8 protein-coding genes are annotated in these 25,109 nt (G+C 34.7%); 4 read left to right on the forward strand and 4 right to left on the reverse strand.

Annotated elements, in window-relative coordinates; genetic code table 11:
* The 4 genes from K8B81_RS00245 to bglX all read right to left on the reverse strand — a co-directional run bounded on the left by K8B81_RS00245 (nt 1) and on the right by bglX (nt 11,791).
* Nucleotides 1–1,524, reverse strand: a complete 1,524-nt coding sequence (locus K8B81_RS00245) for a RagB/SusD family nutrient uptake outer membrane protein (RefSeq protein WP_223678097.1) — start codon at nt 1,522–1,524, stop codon at nt 1–3.
* A 61-nt stretch (nt 1,525–1,585) separates the two neighbouring features.
* Nucleotides 1,586–4,690 (reverse strand): SusC/RagA family TonB-linked outer membrane protein, encoded by a 3,105-nt coding sequence (locus K8B81_RS00250; protein WP_223678098.1) that lies wholly within the window; start codon nt 4,688–4,690, stop codon nt 1,586–1,588.
* Between the two features lie 433 nt (nt 4,691–5,123).
* Nucleotides 5,124–9,281 carry a hybrid sensor histidine kinase/response regulator transcription factor gene (locus tag K8B81_RS00255; RefSeq protein ID WP_223678099.1) on the reverse strand — a complete coding sequence of 1,386 codons (4,158 nt, stop codon included), beginning with the start codon at nt 9,279–9,281 and terminating at the stop codon, nt 5,124–5,126.
* A 227-nt stretch (nt 9,282–9,508) separates the two neighbouring features.
* The gene (gene bglX, locus K8B81_RS00260; protein ID WP_223678100.1) at nt 9,509–11,791 is read right to left on the reverse strand and encodes a beta-glucosidase BglX; all 2,283 of its coding nucleotides are present in this window, start codon (nt 11,789–11,791) and stop codon (nt 9,509–9,511) included.
* A gap of 779 nt (nt 11,792–12,570) precedes the next feature.
* On the opposite strand from bglX, the gene K8B81_RS00265 reads away from it, so the two are divergent.
* From K8B81_RS00265 to K8B81_RS00280, 4 genes are all read left to right on the forward strand, one after another.
* A complete protein-coding gene (locus K8B81_RS00265; RefSeq protein WP_223678101.1) occupies nt 12,571–15,684 on the forward strand; it encodes a glycoside hydrolase family 2 TIM barrel-domain containing protein in 3,114 nt (1,037 codons plus the stop codon).
* Between the two features lie 101 nt (nt 15,685–15,785).
* Entirely contained in the window at nt 15,786–19,880 is a 4,095-nt protein-coding gene (locus K8B81_RS00270; protein ID WP_223678102.1) for a hybrid sensor histidine kinase/response regulator transcription factor, read from the forward strand.
* 167 nt (nt 19,881–20,047) lie between these two features.
* Nucleotides 20,048–21,196, forward strand: coding sequence for a glycoside hydrolase family 88/105 protein (locus K8B81_RS00275; protein WP_223678103.1), 1,149 nt, complete (start codon nt 20,048–20,050; stop codon nt 21,194–21,196).
* A 567-nt stretch (nt 21,197–21,763) separates the two neighbouring features.
* Nucleotides 21,764–25,096 carry a SusC/RagA family TonB-linked outer membrane protein gene (locus tag K8B81_RS00280; RefSeq protein WP_223678104.1) on the forward strand — a complete coding sequence of 1,111 codons (3,333 nt, stop codon included), beginning with the start codon at nt 21,764–21,766 and terminating at the stop codon, nt 25,094–25,096.
* Nucleotides 25,097–25,109: the final 13 nt, after the last annotated feature.

The raw sequence follows: 25,109 nt of genomic DNA on the forward strand, positions 1-25,109 counted from the left end.
TTAGTTAAAGTTAAAAGGAACCGGTGGCTCTAATAGGGATGGGTTGGTATCAATAGCAGACTGAGGTAATGGGAGTTCAAAATAGTTGCTTCCAGGCGTTATTTTTCTGGAAACCAAATCGGTTCTGGCATTGTCAGAGTAAAAACCTACTTCCTGCTGTGAAATAATTGCTGTCGCTTCGGCGAGTCCACGGCGTTTCAAATCGAAGAAATATTGTCCTTCAAGGGCAAATTCAACTCTTCTTTCATTAAACAATTCATCTCTTGTAAGTATGGTTTTAGCCGGTAATCCCGCTCTTTTTCTTACTTCATTAAAAGAACTTAGTGCAGATTCAGAAGTAGTGGAAGTTCCTCCGGCTAAAATCGCTTCAGAATTCATTAACAATATATCAGAATATCTTAAAATGATTGTATTTTGAGAAGTTCTCATAAAAAACACATCATTTCGTTCGGCAGCAGAACCTACAATGTACTTTCTGAAATTAGCGCCAGTCGCAGAAAGGATTTTTTTATATGTAAAACCTCCCTTATCTTTTAATAATTCAGGATAAAAGTCACCATCTGTCATAATAGTACTTTTCTTTCTGATATCCTTTGGTTCAAATCCATTTTGAAGTGAAATAGAAGGAAGGTAAACTCCCCAGCCATCACCGCCGCCCGTTATTCCTGTTTCTGCCGGAACAATATACGCCTGATTTGTATTTTGTGTCCCCCATTCTGTAGCAATAGCTTTCCATTGTAGGGCAAACATACTTTCTGCACTGTTATTGTTCTCCGGACTGCTAAACAAGTTGCCGTATTCCTGAATTAAAGTATACTGGTTACCGATAATTTTTTGGGTTAAAGCAGCGCATTCAGCATATTCATTTAGCGTTAGGTGTACTTTTGCCAATATACCCATAGCAGCATATTTGGTAACATAACCTTTTTTGGCTCCTCTTTCAGGTAAATTTTCGACAGCATATTCTAAATCCATTTTTATGAATTTATATACATCCGAAACAATATTTCTTTTTGGCTGTGGAGCAGATCCTGCTTTACTGATGATCGGTACAGCCCCAAAAGCTCTTACCAGATAGAAGTAAGCATTTGCTCTCATGAATCTTGATATTGCAATAGCATTTTTATAAGATGCTTCCGGCAGTTCACTTTTTCTTTCTTCGACAAGGCTCATTAAATTATTAGACTGATCAACTACCGAAAATAGAGAAACATATCCCTCAGTTAAAATTGGATTTTGTGAGGTTACCTGGGCATCTTTAAATTGCGAATATGCACCATCAAATGTAAATGCATTTCCGGCATACATATCGCCAACAGCAATCAGAAATTTATCATTAAAAGTAAACCACGGCTTAAAGTACAAACTCTCAGCAATTCCGTCAAATGCTGTAACACCTTCAGGTAAGTCGGCAGGTGTTAGCTGATTTTCAGATGGTGCATCCAGAAATTCATCTGAACAGGAGAATAAAGACAGTAATGGTATCAGCATTCCCATCATAAAAAGTTTAAAAAGTTTTTTCATAACTATTTTTTTTATTTTAACTATTGTATATCATTAAGTTAAATGTGTTTTTTTATAAGTTCTAGAATTCAATGTTCACTCCTGCAGATGTAACTCTTGGTACAGGGTAACGGCCTAAATCAATACCACTTAGTGTTATATTTTGGTCTAAGTTTCCAAGAGCTGGATCAAAACCGGAATATTTTGTAAAAGTGTATAAGTTTTGAACGTTCACATACAATCTTACTTTAGTCAAAATAGTATTTTCGAACATTCTGTCTGGTAAATCATAACTCAAAGAAACATTCTGAATTCTTAAATAAGAACCATCTTCAACAAATCTGTTAGAAATTCTGCCATTACCATTTGGATCATTCAGTGTAATTCTTGGTACATCTGTATTTTCGTTTGTACCTGGTTCAAAGGCATTTAAAGCCTGAGTGCTTACATTTCCAAATCGGTCTCCAAATCCCGGATAGATTCCGTCAATATAATGACGTGTAAAGTTGTAGATCTGATTACCCTGACTTCCTGTTAATACAACTGATAAACTAAGGTTTTTGTATTTAAAGTTGTTTGTAAATGAATAGGTAAAATCAGGAATTGCATCTCCAATAGCGGTTTGGTCTTTACTGTCAATTTTTCCGTCATTATTAAGATCTTTAAAACGAATATCTCCAATTCCGGTTCCAGTTTCCTGAGTTGGTCCCGCAGCTAATTCGGCAGCATTTTTAAATAAGCCATCTGTTACGTATCCGTAAAATTGCCCTACAGGTTGTCCTTCTGTAGTTCTGGTAACGTTGTATAAATCAAATTGTACCTTTCCTAATAAAGATTTGCCCTGACCTTGAAAACTGGTTAGTTTGTTAGTGTATTTTGAGAAAATAACAGTGCTGTCCCATGAAAAATCATCTGTAACTATATTTCTGGTATTCAACGTAAGATCAATTCCTTTAGTTACAATTTCACCTGTATTCAGATAATAATTAAGTGCACTTTGATTTGACTCATCATTGATTTGTTTTGTAAGGAAATCAGATGAGTTTTTAACATAGTAATCAAAATCTAATTTTACTCTGTTATTAAGCGTCGCCAATTCAAAACCAGCGTTAAGAGATTTAAGTGACTCCCATTTGATATTAGGATTACCTAAATTATCAATAGTAGGCGATACGCCTCCAAAAGGAGATGCAAGTAGCGACAGGATAGTCTGGTACCTGTTTGCCGGTATATTTTGATTTCCTACGGCACCGTAACCCGCTCTAAATTTCAAATAATCGATGCTATTTGATAAAGGTTCAAAGAATTTTTCGTTACTAACTGTCCATCCTCCCGAAAACGAAGGGAAATACCCCCATTTGTTATTAGGACCGAAGTTGGATGAAGCATCCGCTCTTAATGAAGCAGAGAAGGAGTATCTGTCAGAAAAACTATAATTTAATCTTGAAATATAAGATGTCATAGACCATCTTCCTGAACCATTTCCGTTAAGTGCAGTATCGATATCACCTATATTTAAGTTTGTAAAATCTTTATTTAAAAATGCCCCCGTTCTATAACCACTTAAATATTCATATTTGCTCTCCTGTGCTTCCTGGCCTAGTAGGAAAGTAAAGTTATGTTTGTCGTTTATCGTCTTGTTATATGTCAGATAATTTTTGATATTCCAATAATAACTCTGATCCTGCTGTTTAAATGACTTGTTTAAAAGTTCAGATACATTTCCTAAAGTATATTTAGGTACAAAAGTGCCACTTTTAGCAAAGTTAAGATCGTATCCTAATTCGGTTCTGAAAACCAATCCTTTGATAAGGGTGAAATCAGCGAATAAATTACCATTAATTTTGAATCTTTCTGTAGTCGAATTGTTGTATTCTGCCAAAGCAATCGGATTGGTTGCTTCGTTTGCAGAAGATCCTAAACCGCTTGTTGGTCCTGCAAATGCTCCACTGGCATCCCTAACCGGTAATTCCGGTGATTGTCTTAATGTATTCATTACCAGACCACCTCTGTCATCGTTTCTTACTACTTTCTGCGACGACTTACTTACAGATAAGTTGTTACCTATTTTTAGCCAGGATTTAACATTAGAATCTACGTTTAGTCGCATCGATAATCTGTTAAAATCTGAGTTTAAAACAATTCCTTCCTGGTCAAAATAATTTAGGGAGGTGTAATAACGTGTTCCTTCTTTTTCGCCAGAAAATGAAAGCTGATGGCTGTACATCGCAGCCGATCTGAAAAGTTCGTTCTGCCAGTTTGTTCCATTTCCTAATAAATCAGGTTTTTGGTATTGAAAAGGGACCGGTTCACCGCTTAAAGTGAAAATTTTTGACTGGTATCTCGCATATTCAGGTAAGTTTAAAACATCTACTTTATTTGTTACTTCCTGATTCGCTAAATAGGTTTCGTAGGTAAATTTAGATTTTCCTTTTTTTCCTTTTTTGGTTGTAATCAAAACAACACCGTTTGCACCATTTGCACCATAGATTGCAGTTGCTGAAGCATCTTTTAAAATATCAATACTTTCAATATCTGAAATATTCAGGCCAGATAAAGCAGAACTTTTTGTTTGTCCGTTTCCGCCACCCAATGCACTGAAAGAAAATGTATCGTTGTTTTTATCTGCAAAAACAGGCGTTCCGTCAATAACATATAATGGTTCGTTACCATTGATAGAAGTGATTCCTCTAATTTGAACAGAGATTCCTCCTCCTGGAGTTCCTGAATTCTGTGTAACATTTACACCTGCCGCTTTACCTACAAGGGCCTGATCGATAGAAGTAAAGGGCTTGTCCTGAATTTCAGAAGCTTTAATAGAAGAAACAGCACCGTTTATATCTTTTCTTTTTGAGGTTCCATATCCGATAACGACTACTTCATTTAGTTTTTCCAGTTCATCTACCATGACTACCTTCATCTCTGATTTTATATCTGCGGGTATAGTTACATTTTTATAACCTATATAACTAAAAACAAGCATCGCTTTTGGCTCTACATTGTTTAATGTAAAACTGCCGTCAAAATCGGTTACGGTTCCGTTTTTTGTACCTTGTACTACTACACTAACTCCGGGCAGACTAACTCCCCCTGATGTTACTTTACCTTTAACAGTTTGGGCAAAGAAAAAATTTCCCCACAGACATACTATTAAATACAATAGTTTTTTTAATGTTCTCTTCTGCATACAATTTGGTTGTTTGAGTTTGGATTAAATAATTAGTTTATTTTTTATTAGTGAATATTTACGTTTTTGATCTTTTTACATTAACATCACTTAAAGTGTGAAAATGAAAATCATTTCTTAAATATTTCTTAACGAAAGTAAAATCTAAGGCAATGAAAGTGTAAAACGTATGAAGCAAATCGTGCATCAAATGATGTAAAATAAAGTGATGAGGTACTGTAATTGCTTAAAAATGACCGAATCATCAAAAAAAGTATTCCTGAAGTATTGCTAAAAAAAATATGCTAAAAAAAATCCATTAATAAAAAAACGGGAGTATTTTATTAAAAGCATAAATATGAAAGAAGTAAAGTCAAAATATCTTAGTAAGTATCATTATAAAAAAAGCTCCGATTGAATATCGAAGCTTTTTAACAGAGATGAAGATTATTTTTTATTCATTTGTACCTTTTTCCTGAGTAGGCAGGTAGCCATATTTAATTTTATAACATTTGGCAAAATAGGAGGGAGACGGAAATCCTACTTTATAACTGATTTCATTAATATTGACTTCTTTATTTCCCTGTTCGAGTAACTGTTTTGCTTTTTCTAACCTGACATTTCTAATAAACTCATTTACTGAAACACCTGTTAATGTTTTAATTTTTCGGTACAATTGACTTCGGCTCAGGAACACCTTTGAAGAGAGTAATTCGACACTCAATTCAGATTCGCTAATGTTTTCATTAATATAATGAAGGATTTTCTGAATGAAATCGTTATCCAATGATGTGGTTTTTTCTTTCCCTTGTTTTGTGATTCCGGTGTAAAATTTCTTAAACATTATTTGGCGGCTGGTAATAAGCTGAGCGAGACTGGATTTTAAAATATCCAATTCAAATGGCTTGCTCAGATACATATCAGCACCAGAGTCGATACCCTCCAGTCTGTCATTGACCATTGCTTTGGCAGAAAGCATCAATAAAGGAATGTGACTGGTTTTTAAGTCTCCTTTGATATTTTTACACATTTCCAAACCGTCCATTACTGGCATAATGACATCTGTAATTATGATATCCGGTAATTTCTGAACGGCAAGTTCGTAGCCTTTTTTACCGTTTTCGGCTGTAATAACTTTGTATAATTTGCTCAGTTCCTGTTTGAGATAATTTCTTAATTCGAGATTATCTTCTACAATTAAAACAGTGTATGCTTTTGCAGTATCTACTGCATTTTTTTTGGTAAACTGATCATCAATTTCGTCTTCTTCGGTTTGATTTTTATATTCAAATAAAAATTTATTTTTAATTTTTTCTATTTCAAAAACTTCGTCAATTATTTCATTTTCTTTATAAAAAGATTTTCCTAAAGGAAATGTAACCGTAAATTTTGTGCCTTCTCCCAGTTTGCTTTCAACGTCAATTTTTCCTTTATGCAGTTCAACAAATTCTTTTACAACTTCCAGTCCGATGCCTGTGCTGCCGTAATAATCCTTATTTAGGTTATTAACCTGATAAAATCTGTCAAAAATTCTTTTCAAATCTTCGCTTCGAATTCCGGAACCTGTATCTGTGATTGTTATCGAAAAAGAGGGAACTTTATTTCCATCTATCAACAGCATGGTATCATGATTTGATTCTGTGATGAAAATCTTTATCGAGCCATTATCCGGTGTGAATTTAAAGGCATTTGAAATAATATTAAACAGTATTTTTTCCAGCATTTTAGGATCCAGCCAGTCTTCGAGTTCATCAGCTGAGGATTCAAAATCAATTTTAATATTTCGAACAGCGGCTTCTTCATCAAAATAGCTGATAATGCCTTCGGTAAAGGCGACTACTTCGACTTTCTTCACCTGAAGGAAAACTTTGTTGAACTCTAATTTGTTAAAATCCATCAGTTCATTGATTAGCCGTGAAAGCCTGTCTGAACTTTTGTGTACGATTTTTAATTTATTATGTATTTCACGGGACAAACTCCTGCTTCTCAAAATATCCTCCAAAGGATTAATGATCAGTGTAAGCGGGGTCCTGAACTCATGTGAAATATTGGTAAAAAACTGAAGTTTCTTATTGTTTAATTTCTCTAACTGAATCGTTTTTTCTCTTTCTAAAATTATAGCTTGTTTTGCTTTAAAACGATTTTGATAAATTTTATTGAAATATATAATTAAGGAAACTAAAATTGATATGTATATAAAATAAGCCCAAATTGTTTTCCACCAGGGTGGTAAAATTTTTATTTTCAGTTCTAATTGATCATTGCTCCAGGAGCCATCAGCATTTGCTGCTTTTACTTTAAAAATATAATTGCCCGGCTCGAGGTTAGTATAAGTGGCGGTTCTGTTGTTTCCAACATAATTCCAGTCTTTTTCAAAACCTTCCAGATAATAAGCGTATTGGTTTTTTTTAGAATAATTATAGTTAATTCCCACATATTCAATTGTAAAAACGGACTGAGTGTAGTCAAGAATAATTTCTTTTGTTTGGGAAATTACTTTGTTTAATGGCGAATGATTTTCATTTGGCTTTACAGACTGATTGAATAATTTAAAATCACTGAAATACAAACTAGGTGCTTTTTCTGTTTTTTTAATTTCATTTGGATTAAAGTAATTTACTCCTTCATAACTGCCAAAATACAAATCCCCATTTCCGTCTTTAAAGACAGCATTATTATTAAAATCATTGTCAACGAGACCATCATCTTTGTTGAAATTAGTACTTTTTTTGTTTTTTAAATCTAATTTTGTTAATCCGGAACCGCCGCTTAGCCATAAATAACCGTTATTATCAGAAATTATAGCGCGTACAGATTTCTCTTTGAAGCCTGGAAAATCATCATAATTTGAAAATATCTTAGTTTTTTTATTATAACTAAATAAGCCCTGTGCATCTGTACCTATCCATACGGTTTTATCGTTAGATTCATAAATGGATAAAATGGTCTGAATGCTATAGTCGTTATTCATGCCTTTAAACATAGCATCCCGCATCTTAATTACTTTAAAATGAGAATCATCTTTGATGTTTACCTGATATAGTCCTAAGATTGTTCCCACCCACAGCACATCATCCGAGTCAACAAATACTTTACGTATAAAAGCCTTATCCAAATCATTTTCTATAAATGGTTTAAAGTTGCAATGAATAAATGTATTGGTCTTATTATCAAAATAATGCAGTCCTTTTATAAAAGATCCAATCCAGATTCTGCCTTTCGAATCTTCCGAAAAACTAAAAATCCGGTTTGATTTTAAACCCGCTGTATTGGCTGTGTTATAGTTTATAAATCTGGTAGTTCCGTTTTTTAAAAAATAAATACCGCGATCCCAGCTTCCAATCCATATGTTTTGTTTGCTGTCTATAAAAATGGTCTGAATATCAGCAGCATCTAAACCTGAATAATAATTTTGATTGGTTTTGTTAACGTGAATATAGCTTTTGCCAGCAAGATTATAAATGTCGAGCCCTCCACCTTCATTGCTTATGAGTAAATTGCCTTTTTTATCTTTTACAACAGAAGTAACATAGCTTGTCTGCAGGGAATTATCATTGTTTGCCAATGATTCAAGCGAATTGAATTTATTGTTAGGCTTATCAAATACACCAAGCCCTTTATTAAAATAGCCTAACCAGAGCCGTTTTTCCTTATCTTCATACAATGACCAGACAGAATTGGATTTTAAACTGAAATTGTTGTATTTGCTGTGCAAGTATTTTTTTAGAATCTGTCCTTTATAATTTACAACTAGTAATCCATCATTCTCTGTACCACAAATGATGTAATCATGACTGCTTTTTACGATTGATAAGATTTTATTTTTGGTAATTGGGTAGTTTTCAAATTGATAGTTATCGGTTTCAGGTTTGATTTTGATCAGGCCATTTTCGGTTGTTCCAAGCCATAAGAATCCAAATTTATCGATTACAATATTTTCGATATCGTCCAGTAACGGGGTTCTTTTGAATTTATCTTTAAAAACCTGTTTTACTTTTCCGCTCAGATCAATTTCCAAAAGACCATAACTTGTGCCCAAATAGATAATACCATCCTTGTCTTTTACTGATGACTTAATTAAAAAGTTGGGTTTTTCAAGTACTTTTGAATGGACTAAAGATGTTTTTAACGTTTTTATATTGAGCTTAAACAACCCAAAACCATAAGCACCTAAATATAAATTACCGTTATTATCTTCAATAATTGTTTTTATTGTTATAGGTTCATTATACCCTTTTACGATTACATCTCCAATATTAATCTTGGTAAAATTATCTAAATCCCTGTTGTACAAGCATAAACCTTCATCAGTGCCAATCCATAAATTGTTGTTCGAATCGATAAAAGTGGTGTAAATAAAATTACTGCTAACTGAACCCGGTTTTTTATTCTGTTCATATCCAAAATAATTTACACCATCGTATCGATACAAGCCGGCACCATTAGTACCTATCCAGATAAATCCGTTTTTGTCCTGTATGATAGAAGAAATAGCTCTTTTTGAAGTAGTTTCGGGGATGCTTCTAAATTGGTAACTATCAAATTTTCCCTGAGAGAGCAGATGGTTTACAAACACAAAGTAACATAACAGTATATATTTGATACTTTTCATTCAGACTTAATGTTATTGGTTATCAATTTTATAGGATATAAACTTTCCAAATTATTTTTTTTGAATTTTTATCGTGAAAACAATATTAATAAATCTATACAGAACACTTTACTTATTTCTATATAATTTTTATACATTGCTAAAAACCTGAGCACGATTAATAACTTTTAATCGTACTCAGGTAATAAGATTGTAATGTAAATCAGATTTTTTAATTCCGAAGTGTTTTATTTAACTTCAAATTTACTGGTTAAACCTTCGTTGGAATTCCAGCCTACCATAACATTAAATAATCCTGGCTCCACTAAAAACTTTCCATTATTGTCATAAAAACCAAGTTCTGCATCCGTTAGTGTAAATTGAATTGTTTTTGTTTCTCCCTTTTTTAAAGTAACAAGTTCAAATCCTTTTAATTCCTTAATCGGTCTTACAATACTGGCAACAGGATCATTTAAGTACAATTGGACAACTTCTTTACCATCAAAATCACCAGTATTGGTAACCTCTACGGAGATTTCAATTTTTTCTCCTTTTTGAAAAGAAGTTTTAGCCATCTTTAGGTTTTTATAAGCGAAAGAAGTATAGCTTAATCCATAACCAAATGGATACAAAGGTGTTTTCTCCACATCAGAATAATGCGACCAAAATACATTTTGATCCTTATCTACAGGTCTTCCTGTATTGTATAAATTATAGTAAATAGGGCATTGACCTACATTTCGTGGGAATGACATTGGCAATTTTCCGCTTGGTATGTAATCTCCGTATAAAACCTGAGCGATGGCGTTTCCGGATTGTGTTCCTAACTGCCAGGCTTCAACAATAGCAGGGATATTTTCTGCAGCCCATGGCAATGCCAGCGGACGACCATTATTTAAAACCAAAACCACATTAGGGTTTACTTTGTAAATTTCTTCTAATAATTGCTGTTGGTTTCCAGGCAGACCTATTTCTGTTCTACTGCGCCCTTCGCCACTTTGAAAACCAATTTCGCCCAGAACCATCACGACAACATCAGCATTTTTAGCTGCTTTTTTTGCTGCTTCAAATCCGGAAAAATCCGTCATATTGATTTTTACTTCGTCTAAAAATGTCTGTTTGTTTAGAGCGACATCTGTTCCTTTTTCGAAAACCAAAGAATTGTTTTTGTATTGCTGCATACCTTCAAGGACTGAAATTGCGGTGTTGTCATCAGCTGCAATTCTCCAGCTTCCTAACGGACTGTTTTTATCATTTGCCAAAGCGCCTATCAAAGCAATTTTTTGTCCGGATTTCTTTAGCGGAAGCAGATTTTTATCATTTTTCAACAAAACAATCGACTTTTTAGCCATGTCCAGGACGTCATCATTATTAGCTTTACTACCAATATCTGATTTTTCTCTGGCTTCATCACAATATCTGTACGGATCGTCAAACAGACCTAATTCAAATTTTACTCGTAGGATTCTGCGTACAGCATCATTAATGACACTTTCTTTGACAATACCTTTTTTTACTAACTGAACTAATTCTTTCACATAAATACTGGATTCCATATCCATATCAGAACCTGCAATAGCGGCTTTTTGAGCGGCATCAGCACCATTTGCGGCATAACCGTGCGTAATCATTTCGGCTATGGATGCCCAGTCAGAAACTACAAAACCTTTAAAACCCCAGGCTCCTTTTAAAATATCCCTTTGTAAAAAGATGTTTCCGGTTGCCGGAATGCCATTCAGCGTATTAAACGAATTCATAAAAGTTCCAATTCCAGCGTCAACTGTAGCTTTAAAAGGAGGTAATACTGTATTGTATAGTTTAGAATTACTCATATCAACACTATTGTAATCGCGTCCGGCTTCTACAAAACCATAACCTGCGAAATGTTTGGCACAAGCCACTATTGAAGTATTTGAACCTAATTTTTCTCCCTGAAAACCATGAACTCTTGCTCTTGCAATTTTGCTTCCCAAATAAGGATCTTCACCGGCACCTTCCATTACACGTCCCCATCTCGCATCGTTAGAAATATCTACATTAGGTGCGAAAGTCCAGTTTAATCCTGATGCGGAGGCTTCAAGAGCAGCAACACGAGCCGAATTTTTAATTGCTTCTAAATCCCAACTTGCGGCTTCTGCCAATGGAATAGGGCTTAGGGTTTTGTAACCATGAATAACATCAAAACCAAAAATAAGCGGAATGCCAAGGCGGGTTTCTTCAACGGCTATTTTTTGTACGGCCCTGACTTCCTTAACTCCGCGAACGGTCAGCATAGAACCCACAAGGCCTTTCTTTAAATTATTGTATTTTTCTTCATTAGAGCCTGATTCCGGTTTTGGTCCGGTAACATCCCATGAACCATTGTATTGATTCATTTGTCCCACCTTTTCTTCCAAAGTCATTTCTTTCATCAAAAGTGAAATACGTTCTTCAACTGGTTTGTTGACGTCCAGGTGTTTTTTGGTTTGGGCGTATCCGTTTCCAAAAAAGATAAGCAGTAAAAAGGAATATCTTTTAATTTGTTTTTTCATCATCGTTTTTTAGTTTATAGAAAGTTTGTAAAATCATGTACAATCATGAATATTATCTTTTGATAGAATTATTTTGAACTGAAATAGTCTCTCAAATCAATATTATTTAAGCCCGTAAATGTACTTTTACAGTAGTAATCATGATGAAAAATTTGAAGCATTATGTAAGACAAATGATGTATTTACGAGATATCAATGTGAGTAAACAACAAGATCATTATAAAACATACTCAATAAATAATTTGTCTTTTGGTAAAGGTTCTTCGTTTTTAAAATTTAATTTTAAGGGAGTAGATTTTTTTGGTTTTTAAAAAAAGATGGTATTTGTAAAAATTATTTTCATTTCAATATCGATAAATTTATCTTATTAAAAACAATTTGTATATTTTGATTTTAAAGCAAAATTTTATTTTTTGCATGCAACAAGTCATTTCTTGTGAGTTTTTGACTTAAAAGCTCTTATTCGCGTTTTTGCTTTTTTTCTTTGGCTAAAAAATTTTTCAATCTACTTTGTCTAAATGTTTTTAGAAAAAATGCATTACTTTAGTGTTTCAAATATTTTTTATATTGATATGTCCCTCTTAATTTCATGTAATGCCCCTCATGGTCTTACAGGGTGTTATCTAAATTTGTGAGGTTTCTTTTTATTTCTAATTGACGTATATGATAAATCAGGAAAAATATTTTTTTCTGAAAGCCTGCTGAAGTGATTTGATAAGGATTGATTTGAAATAAAATTCAGAGTATTAAATTTTTAATTCCCTTTTTAAAATTATTAAATGAAAAAAATTGTATTAGCACTTGCCTTGTTTTTAAGTTTACAAAATTATGCCCAGAATAATGAATGGGAAAATCCTCAGGTAGTTGATCGCGGGAAAGAAGCGGGCAGAAGCTCCTTTCTTTTATACAGCAATGAAACCGAATTAAAAAATAACAATCCTCAAAAATCCGAATTATACCAGAGCCTGAATGGAAACTGGAAATTCAATATTGTCAAAAATCCGTCTCAAAGGCCAACAGATTTCTTCACCACTACATTGAATGATTCTGGCTGGAATACTATTGCTGTGCCTTCCAATTGGGAGCTGCAGGGGTATGATATTCCAATTTATACCAATTTAGTTTATCCTTTTCCTAAAAACCCGCCTTTTATTGGTGGTGATTATAATCCGGTCGCTACTTACAGACGTACCTTTAAAGTATCGGATTCGTGGAAAGACAAAGAAATTATACTTCATTTTGGATCCATTACCGGTTATGCCAAAGTATTCCTGAACGGAAAAGAGGTGGGAATGACCAAAGCGTCTAAAACGCCAGCAGAATTTAATGTTACTTCTTTTTTGAATAAAGGAGAAAACTTAATTGCGGTTCAGGTTTTTCGCTGGCATGACGGAAGTTATTTAGAAGATCAGGATTTCTGGAGATTAAGCGGTATCGAGCGCGATGTGTATTTGCAGGCTATGCCAAAGACTACTGTTTGGGATTATTTCGTAAAAAGTGATTTAGACAATCAATATAAAAACGGAATTTTCAATCTGGATGTGACTCTAAAATATTTCGAAAAAAATAGTATTAAAAATCCATCTGTAAAAGTAGAATTGTTTGATAAAGATGGAAAAACAGTTTATTCTGAAAGCAAAAAAGTAAACACAAAAGAAGAAAAAACAAGCTTTAGAGGCACGATTGATAATGTAAAACAATGGAATGCAGAAACACCAAATCTGTATAAATACACCATTACATTGTTAGATAATAAAGGAAAAACCCTTGAAATTATTTCTAAAAAAACAGGTTTTAGAAAAGTAGAAATCAAAAACGCTCAATTGTTAGTCAACGGAAAAGCTGTTTTGGTAAAAGGTGTTAATATTCACGAACATGATGATGTAAATGGACACGTTCCAAACACAGAACTGATGTTGAAAGACCTTAAGCTAATGAAAGAATTCAATATCAATGCAATTCGAATGAGTCATTATCCACATGACACAAAATTTTATGATTTATGCGATGAGTACGGTTTTTATGTGGTGGACGAAGCCAATATTGAAACACACGGAATGGGGGCTGAATTGCAAGGAGGATTCGATCAGAAAAAACATCCTGCTTATTTGCCGGAATGGGCGCCTGCACATCTCGATCGCATTAAAAGAATGTTTGCATTTGATAAAAATCATCCTTCAATCATTATTTGGTCTTTAGGAAATGAGTGCGGAAACGGTCCTGTTTTTTATGATGCTTATGATTGGCTGAAACAAGTAGATTCAACACGTCCAGTACAGTTTGAGCAGGCTGGAGAAAACAGAAATACAGATATTGTATGCCCGATGTATCCGGGAATTAAGAGCATGAAGGATTATGCCGGATCAGATAAAAAACGTCCTTATATTATGTGTGAATATTCGCATGCTATGGGTAACAGTAATGGTAATTTTCAGGAATACTGGGATATTATTCATGGAAGCAAACATATGCAGGGAGGCTTTATATGGGATTGGGTTGATCAGGGTATCAAAACTAAAAATGCTGAAGGAAAAACCTTCTGGGCTTATGGAGGAGATTTAGGTGGGGAAAAAATGCACAATGACGAAAATTTCTGTGCGAATGGTTTAATAGCAGCCAACAGAACCCCGCATCCTGGTTTATTTGAAGTTAAAAAAGTGTATCAGGACATTCAGTTTCAGCTTAAGGATGAAAACAATCTGTTGGTTAAGAATTACTTTAATTTTACGAACCTAAATAATTATACCTTTAAATGGGAGTTGATAAAGAACGGGTTAAAAGTAAAAGAAGGGGAGTTTGATTTGGCTGTTAATCCGGAAGAAACAAAAGAATTTAAGATAAATTATGGTGATCTTGACGATAATTCTGAATACTTTTTAAATGTCTATGCATTTTCAAAATACGATGCGCCTTTGGTTGCAAAAGGTCATGAATTTGCAAGGGCACAATTTGCATTAGGTAAAGGTTCTTATTTTAAAAATAACAACATTACAAAAACTACATCAAAACTAAAGCATACCGTTAAAGGAAATGTACTTTCTTTTGAAACGGAGAATATTGCAGGGGAATTTGATCTGAAAAAAGGGGAAATCCTGAAATACAACCTGAAAAATTCAGATAATGTTATTTTTACTAATTTCCCAACACCTTATTTCTGGCGTGCTCCAACAGATAATGATTTTGGGAGCAAAATGCAGCAAAAATTAGTAATCTGGAAAGAAGCATCTCAAAATCCAACTGTTGTAGGTGTGCAGCTGGATAAAAATACTTCAGAAGGGTTGCTTATAAAAGTTACTTATAAGCTAGCCGGTGTTGATGTTCCTTATACAGTAAATTATCTGATTCAGAACGATGGGGCGATAAAAGTCACTGCAGCTATTGACATGGCTGGGAAAAATCTTCCTGAATTACCTCGTTTCGGAATGCGCTCAAAGTTAAACGGCTCTTATGATAATCTGACTTATTACGGAAGAGGGCCATGGGAAAATTATTCTGATAGAAATTCAGCTTCGTTTATTGGCGAATATTCAGATAGCGTCATCAATCAATACACCAGAAATTATATCCGCCCTCAGGAAGCTGGTTATAAAACGGATGTTCGCTGGCTGACTTTAAAAAATAATAAAGGGCAGGGAATAAAAATCGAAGGATTACAGACTCTTGGTTTTAGTGCTTTGAATATTGCAACAGAAGATTTAGATCCGGGGAAAACCAAGGCACAGCGCCATCCATCTGATCTGGATTTAGATTCAAAAGAAGCAGTTTACCTGCACCTGGATTATAAACAAAGAGGTTTGGGCGGTGATGACAGCTGGGGACGTTTGCCTCACGATCCCTATCGTTTATTGGACAAACAATATACTTATTCTTATATCATTTCATTGATTAAATAATTTGACATTTTGTTTATATAGCAGAAAGCCTATGAGTTATTCATAGGTTTTTCTGATTTTAGGATTTATGAATATTTTTCATTCTCATAACTTTTATTATTTTGAGAAATAAATTACTTTTATTTTTATTGTTTTTTGTCTGCTTTTCGGCACTACCACAGTCGGAAAAAACAGCTATTCCAAAAAACGGACAGGAAAGATATGATATTCGTTATATTGGAATCCAAAATGGTCTTGCCAATAACGCGGTAACTTCTGTTTATAAAGATAAGCGGGGATTAATGTGGTTTGGAACTTATGATGGGATCAGCAGGTATGACGGTTATAATTTTCTGAGTTTCAGAAATGAGCCTAATGATGTCAATTCGTTAGTCAACAATAGAATTGTTACGATTTGCGGTACTCAGAATGAAATTTGGATCGGTACAAAAAGAGGAATAAGTGTTTACGATTATTTACGAAATAAGTTTATAACAAAGAGTTATACGAATGCCAAAACTTCTAAAAATGAAGTCATTGATTTTGTAATCAATCAAATTCGGGATTTTAAATCAAAACTGTATATCGCCACTGCGGGTAAGGGCTTACTTTATTATGAAGGGAATGAAGAAAAAATTATTCAGATTCCGCTTTATGTAAAAGGTAAATTATTGTGGGATTATCATGTTCAGGAAATTGATTTTGATAAATCCGGTAAACTCTGGGGCTCTGTTGCAGGTATCGGACTTGTTTCAATGGATGCATCAGCAAAAAAACTTTCTGTAGTGTTCTCTTTTGCGGTGGGCAGCGGCTGCATTTTGTATGATAAATTTTCAAATATTTGGCTTGGAGCCGAAGAAGGATTGTTGCGATACAATGTCGTAAACAGAACGCATCACCTTTATAAAAACCAGGAAGTCCAATATCCTGTTTTAGATTTGATGTGCAGGCCAGATGCAAAAGAATTATGGATTGCTACAAATGGCAACGGAGTTGTAAAATACAATTACACCACAGATGATTTTTCTTTATTAAGTTCAGATCTGAACGAAGAAAAACTCAACAGTAATGCTATTTCCTCTTTGTTTTCAGACAATACAAACCGTGTCTGGATTGGAACTTTGCGAGGCGGAGTGAATACAATTGAAGAACGAAAAAGTCCTTTTACGACCGTTTCAAGAAATGAGAAAATAAAAAATACGCTTCCCAGTGATTTTATCCTTTCATTATCAGAACAGGACAATGAAAATCTCTGGATAGGAACAGACGGGGCCGGCGTAAGTTTATGGAACAGAAAGAATAATACGTTTACTAATTATTCCTATGATGCAAATAATCCAAATTCTTTATCTAACAATTTTGTTTCAGCTATTGTAAAAGATACAAAAGGAACCTGGTTTGGAACTTATGGAGGAGGCGTTTGCTTATTTAATCCTCACACCCGAAGTTTTAAAAAATATAAACTCTACAATCCTAAACTCAACGGACATCAAAAGAATATCTGGGTGCTTTTTCGAAGTAAAAACAACACTTTATGGGCCGCTTCTCCAGATGAAGAAGGATTGTATCGTTATAATGAAACAACTGATCTTTTTGATTTTGTAGATGCCGGAATCAGGGGAATTATTTCTATGGCAGAAGATAAAAACGGAAATCTTTGGATTGGAAATTTTTCGAAATTGTACCAGCTCAATCTCAAAACAATGAAACGTAGAGAACTTGAGGTAGAATATCCGGTCCGTTCAATTGTTTCACATTCTGATACCAAAATGCTTGTGGGGACAGAAGGAGGGGGTTTGATGCTTTTTAATCCAAAGACATTCAAAAGCAGCTTTTTGACTCAAAAAAATAAACTTCCTAATAATTCGGTTTTGAATATTGTTCAGGATAACGATCAAACTTATTGGTGTAGTACCTATAACGGGGTATTTGTGTACGATGCAGCTAATGGAAAAATAACGAGTTATCATGATGCAGACGGACTTCAGAGCAATCAGTTCAATTATAATGCGGCATTAAAACTTTCTACAGGCGAAATTGTATTTGGCGGAATAAAGGGTTTCAATATTATCAATACCAAAATAACGAATCAGTTTCATGATTTCCCTAAACTGATAATCACTTCGATAAAAGTAAACAATAAAGCTTATGATCAGTCGGGTTTGTCTGTTTTCGGAATTGATAAATTAAAATTGCCTTATGACGAATCGATGCTCAATATTGAATTTGCAGCATTAGAATACAGTCTGCCTGAAAAAATATCCTACGCTTATTTCTTAGAAGGCTGGGATTCGCAATGGCATTATGTTGACAATATTAGAAATGCAAACTATTCCAGAATAACAGAAGGCGATTATGTCCTCAAAATTAAATCTACAAATGCAGAGGGAATCTGGAATACAAAATCCATTTCATTGCCCATCACGATTTTACCCCCATGGTACAGGAGCATTTTTGCTTATTTTTTCTATTTTGTCCTTATCGGATTCATTATTTATATAGTAGATAAATACCAGCGGCAACAGGAAAAACTAAAATATGAGGTAAGGCTTTCTCAGGATTTAGCGAAGCAGGAAAAAGAACTGAATGAAAAGAAATTAACGTTCTTTACCAACATTTCACATGAGTTCAGGTCGCCTTTGACCATGATAATTAATCCGCTAAAGGAAATCATTTACGGAACAGACCAGCAGATAGATCCGGCAGCGATAGAAATGGTGTACAGTAATTCGAGAAGGTTACTGAGTCTGGTTGACCAGCTGCTTCTTTTTCGAAAAACTGAAACCGAAACAGGGAAACTTAAAATTGGCCAGATTGATATTGTAGAACTATGCAAAGAGGTTTTTAGCTGTTTTGTTCAGCATGCCAAAACAAAAAAAATAGATTACAGTTTTAGCATTTCCGAAGAAAAAGTAATGGTTTACGTGGATCGCGAAAAGATTGAAATGGCGATTTTCAATTTGATTTCGAATGCATTAAAATTTACCGAAAAAGAAAACGGAGCCGTTACTGTTAGTTTAAGATGTTCAGAAAATGAAATAGTTATCAGTGTCATCGATAATGGTGAAGGAGTTCCGGATGCGGATAAAGACAAAATTTTTAATCTGTTTTATCAGTCCAGTCAAAATATCAGGAATAACCGAAAAGGCTTCGGGATTGGTCTTTATCTGGTTAAACAGTTCATTACACAGCATCACGGTAAAGTTAGCTGTCGTGATAATATAAACGGAGGATCTGTTTTTGAAGTTAAATTATTATTAGGAAAAGACCACTTTGGGGATGTTGAAATCCGTGAAGATTTAAGCGACAGGACCTTGTTTTTGGAAGATGCTCTGGAAGATACTTCAGTGCAGGAAAATGTACTGCAAACTATCGAAGAACCTGAAAATGTTCAGGATTTGATTAAAGATGCAAAAAGCATTCTGGTGGTAGATGATAACGTTCAGATCAGGAATTATTTGAAAAAGATCCTAAAGCCTAAATATCATGTTACGATAGCTGAAAATGCAGAAGCAGCTTTAGCCATAATTAAAAAAGTAATGCCAGACCTGATTATTTCTGATGTGGTAATGGGTGAAATGAACGGAGTTACGTTTTGCAAACACATTAAATCCGATGACGAGCTAAAGCATATTCCGGTTATACTGCTCACCGGAGGAACTTCTGAAGATATAAAACTGAAAGGCGCCGAAGTAGGGGCTGATGATTATATTACAAAACCATTCGACAATGACTATTTGTTAGCCCGAATCAGCGGAATATTAGCGAGACGTGAAAGCGAGCAGCATTACATGCTGAATTCGGTAACTAAAAAATCGGCATGTTTAAAGCTATCTGATGAGGATAAAAAACTTATCGATAAAATTGTTGATATTATTGATGCGAATTTAGAGGTGGAGAATTTTAATGTAAATGATTTATCAGAACATTTAGGTATGAGTTATTCTTTGGTTTATAAAAAAATCAAAAAGATTACAGGAAAATCAGTTTCAGAATTTACCCGAAATGTCCGATTGCGAAAAGTAGCAACCTTATTAATTACTACCGATTTGCAGATCAGCGAAGCGGCTGCAATTGCAGGTTTTGGCGATATCAAATATTTCAGGAAGCACTTTCAGCAATTTTACAATTTAAATCCTTCTGAATTTAAGAAGAAGTACCAAAACGTAAAGGATAATAAATATATCCTGAATGAAAGTTTTTGGAAATCAACCTGATTACAATTTTAAATAAATTCAAATCAAAATATGGGTGAAACTATTCGCTGATTCATAAAGTGCATACATTGATAAATCATTTTTGTGTGTAAAGAATAAAAAAGAAGTATATTTCAAAATACATAGAAAAAACTTTACTAACAGATTTTAAACCAAAATTTTATATAATGATAAATTTTAAAAACTCATTTTTTTTTGCATTGACTGCTGTTTCATTGCTAAGTTGTAAAAGCACGGCCCAAAAAACAACAGCAATAAAACAATCAAAAGCAGAAGTTATTTCGATTATTGATAAAGTAAATAATCACTGGCAGGAAACACATCCTGAACCGGGGAATTCTTTTTGGCATGTTTCGGCTTATCATACCGGAAATATGGAAGCTTATAAAGTGACTAAAAACAAAAAGTATCTGGATTATTCGCTGGTATGGGCTGAAAAAAACCAATGGATGGGCGCCAAATCAAATGATAAGTCGGAGTGGAAATACAATTATGGAGAAACTGATAAACATGTTTTGTTTGGTGACTGGCAGATTTGTTTTCAGACTTATATCGACTTATACAACTTTACAGGAAAAAAGGATCCAGGTAAAATTGCCCGCGCCCGCGAAGTGATGGAATATGAAATGAGTACGCCGGCAAATGATTATTGGTGGTGGGTTGACGGATTGTATATGGTCATGCCCGTAATGACAAAGCTTTACAACGTTACCGGAAACGAAATGTATCTGGAAAAACTGCATTCATATTTACAATATTCTGATAGTATTATGTATGATAGCGAGGCTAAATTATATTACCGTGATGCGAAATATGTATATCCAAAACACAAAAGTGCTAACGGTAAAAAAGACTTTTGGGCAAGGGGAGACGGCTGGATTTTTGCCGGTTATGCCAAAATTATTCAGGATTTGCCAAAATCGGCTAAACATAGGGCAGAATACATCAGCCGTTTTGAGGATATGGCTAAATCTTTGGCGGAAGCCCAACAAACTGAAGGTTATTGGACAAGAAGTATTCTGGATCCCGAACATGCCCCGGGACCTGAAACAAGTGGTACAGCCTTTTTTACCTACGGATTTTTATGGGGAATCAATAATGGAATTTTAGACAAGAAAACGTATCTGCCGGTTGTAGAAAAATCATGGGAGTACTTAACCAAATTTGCGCTCCAGGAAGATGGCACAGTAGGCTATGTACAGCCCATTGGTGAAAAAGCGATTCCGGGACAGGTGGTAGATAAAAATTCAACAGCTGATTTTGGAGTAGGTGCTTTCTTGCTCGCAGCATCAGAAATGTCACGTTTTGTAAAATAATTCGATTCATTTATTTAGAGCCTGTTTAAATTTTATCTAATTGCTTTTTACGGCTTATTTTCCGCTATATTTCGTTAAATTTACTCAAAAATAAGTCTATTATTCTTTCAAAATTTGCCTCATCTATCGAAAAATAATCTCATAAAAATCTAAATATTTAAATTTTAAACAGGCTCTTAATAACTATTGTAAGGCTGTCAATTTTGACGGCCTTTTATTTTTCTCCAAAATTTTAATCTATTTTATGATTAAATCTTGACTTTAGGATTTGCTATAAAGACTTTTCAATTTTTAATAATTATACATAAAATATTTTTACCTGTTTATTTTATCATAACCGTAAAAAAAATTATGTATTTAATGCTAAAATACTGATTTGCCCCTTTTATAATGTTGTAATTACCCCCTTTTAGTTGTACATGTTGAATTAGATTTGTCTTGTAAATCATAGTGTTACAGAGAGTTTTAGAATAATAAAAACAACTTTGTAGTTGAAAATTGTATGATTCGAAAACACTGTGGTTTATAAACTAACTAATCAATTAACCAAAAAAATTACAACCAAAGATGACAAATTTTATTAGGAAAATCAAAGCTCCTGATTGCGTATCCGGATTTGATTTGAAAAAGAAACTTACAATATTTTGTGTATTGGTTTCCTTAACTCAAGTGCATGCATATTCTGAAGCTTCAGGCAAGGCAAAAGAATTTGAAAAACTACAGCAGCAAAATACTATAAACGGTCAGGTTAAAGATCAAACAGGTTTGCCGTTGCCAGGCGCGACGGTTTCGATAAAAGGAACAAAAATTGGCACCACAACAGATTTCGACGGAAAATTCAGTTTAGCTGGTGATCAGAATTCAGTTTTGGTCGTTTCCTTTGTTGGTTATCTAACTCAGGAAATTTCGGTAAAAGACAAATCGAACATTATTGTACAATTGAAAGAGAATGCTGCTTCGTTGGAGGAAGTAGTAGTGGTGGGATATGGTAAAATGAAAAAAAAGGATTTAACAGGGGCAATTGTTCAGGTGAAACCCGAAGCTTTGGCGAACCAGAATCCACAAACTGTTCAGGATTTATTGAGAGGTGTACCCGGTTTGAAAGTTGGATATTCTGCTGATGCAAAAGGTGGCGGATCTTTGCAGGTTCGTGGGCAGACTTCTGTTTACAATCCTGATGGCGCCGGGCATAACTCACCGCTTATTATTTTGGACGGAATGCAGTTTTACGGTGAACTTTCAGAAATCAATCCTGATGATGTTGGGCAGATTGATATCTTAAAAGATGCATCGGCAACAGCTATATTTGGTTCTAAAGCCGCTGCAGGTGTTATTGTTATTACAACTAAAAAAGGAAAAAAAGGCAAACCTGTCATAAATGTTACAACCAATACGACCATTGTCAATAAAAGCGCCTATCGCGATGTATATTCCCCGGAAGGGTATATAAAATACCGTCAGGATTGGGAGACTGCTAAAACGTATGGGCAAAATACAGCAACTGGAAATTATGAAGCATGGATAACAGGTACAGCTGCGGGTAAGCCAGGGTATTATACAAGTCCTGACCAATTAAATCAATACGGCATAACTCAGGCGCAATGGTTAGCATATCAGCCTGTTGGACAAACGCAGGGAAAGAGCCCGAATGAAGTATGGGGACTCCGTTTAGGAATTACAGATCCTACGCTTTTAAAAAATTTTACAGAAGGAAAAACGCATAACTGGTATGATAGTACTTTCAGGACAGGAATCAATCATGACCATAATTTAAGTGTTTCCGGAGCAAGCGATAACGTAAATTATTATATGTCTCTGGGGTATTTAACATCTGAAGGCGCTATTCAGGGAAATGATTATGCGGCAGTTCGTGCCAATATGAAAGTAGATGCAAAAATTACGAGTTGGCTTGAATTTGGTGCAAACGTTAATTTTCAGGACCGTACAGATGGAGACATAGCTGTAGGCACCGGCACAAATTACTGGGATGCAAACATGTTGAGAAACAGTCCGTTCTCTAATTTTAGAGATGCAAACGGCGATTATGAAAGACAACCCATGGGACAAACTATCGGGGGATATAATTATTATTACGACCGCCAATTTATAGAACTTGAGAAAGGATATACGGTGTTAAATACTATTTTCAATACTAAGGTAACTCTACCCTTAGGGATAACGTATTCTTTTAATGTGGCACCACGTTACCAATTTTTTTACAATCGATATTTTCAGTCATCCGGTCATAAAGGCTGGAATCCAGCTAACATTGGTGTAGACAGGGAAAATGGTAAAAACTTCACATGGAACATGAATAATACAATTACATGGGATTATACACTTGCGGAAAAACACCATATCATAGCCACTTTTGTTCAGGAAGCAGAAGAACTTAAAACATGGTCAGATCGTATCGATGCCAATAATATTCTCCCATCGGATGCATTAGGATTTCATAATATTGCTAATGCAACACTTGCTAACAGTTCGTTTACATCAAATGACACGCATCAAACTGCCGATGCATTAATGGCGAGACTTTTCTATTCGTTTGATGATCGATATATGGTGACAGGAACGATACGCCGCGATGGATATTCAGCATTTGGGTCTAAAAATCCATATGGAGTTTTCCCTTCTGTAGCAGTTGGGTGGAACTTCAAAAAAGAAAACTGGTTCAACTGGGCTCCTATGAGTACAGGAAAATTACGCTTATCCTGGGGTAAAAACGGAAACAGAACCCTTAGCGATCCTTATATAGCTTTAGCAAACTTAGCTTCAGGTACTGGGGCAACAATGGGGTATATTGATGCTTCCGGAAACATTGTGGATATGAAATATTTAGGAATTGACCGTATGGCAAATCCAAATTTGCAATGGGAAAAAACAGAAGCAACTAATATTGGCCTTGATCTGGGTTTCTTAAATGACCGAATTACCAGTACTGTAGATGTTTACAGAATGATTACCCATGATATGATCATGAATAGACGCCTTGCCGATTTTACTGGATTTGGATTAATTGCAACCAATCTTGGAGAGGTTGAAAATAAAGGAATTGAGGTAAGTTTAAATAGCATAAATATAAAAAATCCAAATTTTGAATGGACGACCACAGTTGCTTTTTCATACAACAAAAATACCATTAATGCATTATATGGCAATATGGAAGATGTCAAGGATGCCAATGGCAATGTTATTGGAACTAAAGAAGCGGATGATAAGGCTAATAAATGGTTTATCGGGAAACCTATTTCTCAAATCTGGGATTATAAAGTAACCGGGATCTGGCAAAAAGAAGAATTTGAAGAAGCGGCAAAATACGGACAACGCCCTGGTGATCCAAAAGTTGAAAACAGTTACACTGCCGATGATGTTAACGGCAAGCCAACTTATAACGAAAAAGACAAGCAGTTTTTAGGGCAAACAGATCCTCCAATTAACTGGTCACTTCGTAATGAATTTAAGTTTTATAAAAACTGGAATCTGGCCATTAACATGTATTCTTACATGGGACACAAATCGCTTGATGGGCGTTATATGAATACGTACAATGATGGTAGTTTATATACTAACAACTACAATCCGTTTGTAAATCCGTATTGGACAATTGATAATCCAACGAATGACTGGGCACGCCTTGATGCCAGAGGACCTGCCGGAGCCGGAACAGCAAAATTATACGATCGTAGTTTTATTCGTTTAGATAATATTTCGCTGGCTTATACGCTTCCTAAAGATCTTTTGGACCGCCTGAATGTTAGAAACTTCAAAATTTATGCTTCGTGTCAGAACGTAGCTACATGGTCTGCTTCCCGCGAATGGAAATACTACGGAGATCCGGAAACAGGCGGACTGGCTACACGAATGTTTAATTTAGGTTTTAACGTTTCACTTTAATAATTATTCAACA

Source organism: Flavobacterium hibisci, assembly GCF_020026925.1.
Taxonomy (GTDB): Bacteria; Bacteroidota; Bacteroidia; order Flavobacteriales; family Flavobacteriaceae; genus Flavobacterium; species Flavobacterium hibisci.

Coding starts and splice junctions, on each gene's coding strand:
- K8B81_RS00245 (WP_223678097.1), bottom strand. CDS start 1,524: ATGAAAAAACTTTTTAAACTTTTTATGATGGGAATGCTGATACCATTA.
- K8B81_RS00250 (WP_223678098.1), bottom strand. CDS start 4,690: ATGCAGAAGAGAACATTAAAAAAACTATTGTATTTAATAGTATGTCTG.
- K8B81_RS00255 (WP_223678099.1), bottom strand. CDS start 9,281: ATGAAAAGTATCAAATATATACTGTTATGTTACTTTGTGTTTGTAAAC.
- bglX (WP_223678100.1), bottom strand. CDS start 11,791: ATGAAAAAACAAATTAAAAGATATTCCTTTTTACTGCTTATCTTTTTT.
- K8B81_RS00265 (WP_223678101.1), top strand. CDS start 12,571: ATGAAAAAAATTGTATTAGCACTTGCCTTGTTTTTAAGTTTACAAAAT.
- K8B81_RS00275 (WP_223678103.1), top strand. CDS start 20,048: ATGATAAATTTTAAAAACTCATTTTTTTTTGCATTGACTGCTGTTTCA.
- K8B81_RS00280 (WP_223678104.1), top strand. CDS start 21,764: ATGACAAATTTTATTAGGAAAATCAAAGCTCCTGATTGCGTATCCGGA.